This window comes from Paenibacillus cisolokensis (assembly GCF_050481165.1).
Lineage (GTDB): Bacteria > Bacillota > Bacilli > Paenibacillales > Paenibacillaceae > Paenibacillus_AH > Paenibacillus_AH cisolokensis.
Window position 1 is genome coordinate 1 of record NZ_JBCNFP010000086.1, and the last position, 3,321, is coordinate 3,321.

Annotated in this window: 4 protein-coding genes; 1 reads left to right on the forward strand and 3 read right to left on the reverse strand. The window is 46.3% G+C overall.

Annotation, left to right across the window (positions count from 1 at the left end; translation table 11 throughout):
• On the forward strand, window positions 1-331 hold a 331-nt coding region (locus ABEV74_RS14705), incomplete at its 5' end, for a transposase (protein WP_430146954.1).
• A 373-nt stretch (window positions 332-704) separates the two neighbouring features.
• Here ABEV74_RS14705 and ABEV74_RS14710 read toward each other — a convergent pair.
• From ABEV74_RS14710 to ABEV74_RS14720, 3 genes are all read right to left on the reverse strand, one after another.
• Complete coding sequence (locus ABEV74_RS14710; protein WP_430146957.1) at window positions 705-947, reverse strand: hypothetical protein; 243 nt, start codon at window positions 945-947, stop codon at window positions 705-707.
• A gap of 577 nt (window positions 948-1,524) precedes the next feature.
• Complete coding sequence (locus ABEV74_RS14715; protein WP_430146960.1) at window positions 1,525-2,121, reverse strand: DUF3238 domain-containing protein; 597 nt, start codon at window positions 2,119-2,121, stop codon at window positions 1,525-1,527.
• A 446-nt stretch (window positions 2,122-2,567) separates the two neighbouring features.
• Complete coding sequence (locus ABEV74_RS14720; protein WP_430146963.1) at window positions 2,568-3,011, reverse strand: DUF6843 domain-containing protein; 444 nt, start codon at window positions 3,009-3,011, stop codon at window positions 2,568-2,570.
• Window positions 3,012-3,321 lie beyond the last annotated feature (310 nt).

Genomic DNA, 3,321 nt, shown 5'->3' on the forward strand with positions numbered 1-3,321 from the left:
GGGCAAGAAGTATCCGAAAGAGATTCAATCCTGGGAGGAGCAATTGGATACGCTGCTGACGTTTTACAAGTACCCGCCGCAAATTAAAAATGCCATCTATACATCAAATCCAATCGAGCGAATGAACAAAGAATTTCGTAAGCGACTGAAGCCGATGAACAGCTTAACCAATATCGACGCGGTGGAGAAGATCATTTACCTCGACATCATGGACTACAACGAGCGTTATGCTAACCGCGTCACTACTGGTTTCGGTCAGCCGGGTGTCAAGGAAAAGCTGGTACAGATGTTCGAGGAGCGTTATCCCACGACTGCAACATCGGTGGAATAAAAAACCAGCGCCCCCGCCTACGCTTGGGCTATGTTCGCCAAGGTGTCAGAACATTCAAACACTATGCGTTCACGCAACCACTTCTGGATATATCTACTACGTTACACAAACTTCTTGACACTACCTCGCTGAAAATATGACAGCAAAGAAAAATAAAAAGTGAATCGTATTACGTCCAGTATAAACCACACGCGGGGAGCCTGTAAATAATGGCATCACCGGCCATCGAGCTCATCACAATAATGTGTTGTTCTCGAAATGACAATAAAGTTTTTTGGACAATAAAGTTTTTGATCTCTCGGACGCGAGTTACAATAAAGTCCCGTTCTAAGCAGAAAAAACCGCCCGGCAACGCCGGACGGTCCTCCCTCTCTTAAATAACCCCCGCTTCCTCCTTTGCCCAATACGGAACGATCTCACCGGCGTCGATCATCGCCAGAACGCGGTCGATCGCCGCAGCATCATCGGCCGATAGCCGGTCGATACAGCCGTCGGGGTTGAGAACCGGGTCATACATATCCGCGATAAAGAGCGGATCGGTCGAGTAAAACGAGCGAAGCACGTTTCGGAAACGTTCGGTAACCGGAAGACCTTCGGTGAGCTCCCGCTTCTGCACCTGGCGGAAGATTTCGTCGACCTCTTCATCGCGAAGTTGATTATTTCGGCGCGGCAGAGCCGCACGGTTAATGAGTGAGAGCCAAGATGTTAATGAAATAGAGCCACTGTGTTAGTCGGGAGAGCCACCGCTAAATTCGACAATTCTGTATTCCGTATGCAGTAAGCGAGTCAAGGCCGCGAAGCGTTCATTTCAGCCTTGACTGGCGACCTCTCGTTCTACACACTCTTCATGGTCCAGCAAAGCCTTGCTGGGCCTGCCGCACGGCGAGTGACGGGGTGCAGGGGGTGTGCTCCCTGCGTTTCCCCCGAGAGGGGGACGGAAGGGGGAGCTTGCATACTTTGACATAAAAACAATGTGGCTCTCGCCATTAACAGCGTGGCTCTAAATAATTAACGAAGTGGCTCTCACTCATTAACTCAATGGCTCCCTGGCACCGAAATATTCACGAAGTGGAATGTGAAGATCCGAAAAACAGAAACTTCTCTCGTAATCTTTTAAGAAAAGCACCCCCAACATGGACTATCGTCCAGTTAGAGGTGCTTCCTCGACGTACGATCTCTCCGGCTTCAATTGTTTACTTCGTGATGTCTACAACTTGGTTAAAGGTGATTAAGCCGGTGTACACGTTGTAACCTGCAGGCCTCGGATCATACTGATGAAGTGTAACTGGCGTTCCGGAATCAACGCGCTTATAAATCTCATGCGCTGGATAAGCATCGTGTTTCCCAAGAACCCGCACCCGGCCATCCCGATAAACCCAGAAGTCATATTCCCAATCAATATTCGGAGACGGATTAAATGTCGGAATGTTGACAGCAGCTTTGACGTGGATGTTGACATAGCTCTTGTCAGAGGCCCATGCGACATAATTCATTTGAATTCCGTCAGAAGATGCTTGTCCCGTGATATCAGGCCGGATCACTTCACCAGTATCGATGTCCACCGTACGCTCAACCGTTGGACCTACGCCAGGGTAATGCTTGACTGATCCTTCCGCGAAGTTCACCACAAGGTGTTGAGCCAATTTCCATAGATCCGGTTGATTCTCCGTGTAGTAAGTGAACCCGCGATTATTGCCTTTGTACAAGATACGGACCTCGGTCGTCCGCATAAACTCAATCCAATCGTCAGGGATAAAAGCAGTAGTGCGAACTTCTACGATATTTGCCATCGGCATTCATCTCCTTTACTTTTTTGAAGATGGGTGATGGACGCACAAACTAAGGACCGTCCATATCCTTTGTTTGTGATCATCCCGCCTTCATTAATAAAGGTGATGAGAGGCTGCCCTATACAACCGCCGAGCGAACTATTGTCCAGTGAAAATAAAGTTTAGACCGCGAAAACAATGTTGTAGACTGGAGACAAGCGTTAAGCTAATTTTAATGATAGCTGGGTTATCGGAATCCTACTGATGGAGGTTTTCTCTTTGATTTCTCTTCAAGTTCAGAGTCTAACACTTATTTATTTGAAGCTGACGGTCTCCAACAACGACGATCGCCGCTAGATCAACACATACGGTCTAATACTTTATTTTCACCGGACAACAATACTTCGAATTTCTCCTGCTTGACCGAAAACAAAGCAAGCCCACTGGTGGGCTTAAATGTTATTGGCCTATTGCGTTTTCGGAATTTGTTCCTTGTACTGCTGTTCCGTTCCCACAAAAAAAGAGTTTACTTGCGCTTCTTCCATTGTGCCATCTGAACGTTTGATTTCCTTCGTTCCAATGGACTGGCCTTGAATCATATCCGAACTGATTTCAGTACGCTTGCCTTGTTCATCAGCGTAATAAAATGTCATGCCTCCAGAAGTCGCAGGACTGGATGTCCTCAACACCCCATCTTTCGGGATGTTATGAAGGAATGCCTTTCCCTCTTTCGGAAGTTCGGGACTATCCTTTTGATTATAAATAATCTGAACCCACCCAATATACCCATCAGGCATCACATATATATGGCTCTTCTGTTTATTGCTCCCGGCCAACCCGAACCCGATTGCAATGGCAGCAACTACAACAACCACGAACACAACAAGAGAAACTTTATATCGTTGTTTCAAATTTCCACCTCCCTATGTTATCCCAAAGAGTACAAACATTATATTACAAAAAAACAAGTCAATTCAAATCACCATGTGAACTGGTTCAACGGCATAAATCTGATTGACATGGAATGTTCGCATCTCACCGGCTTTGTAGCAATAACCTTTCACCCAGTCTTTTTCTTGGGAATACAGATGGACACGTCGTTTACTAAATCGTTCACCTTTATCTTGATAGATGATCTCAACGGTTCTACCTATGTATTTGGTTACCACCTCCTCCTTCCTGTTCAGAACATTTTTTTATCCTGAATTTCGAAAGTACGAC

Bases quoted from the DNA above. Each gene is read 5' to 3' on its own strand.
- ABEV74_RS14715 (WP_430146960.1), bottom strand. From the start codon at position 2,121: ATGGCAAATATCGTAGAAGTTCGCACTACTGCTTTTATCCCTGACGAT.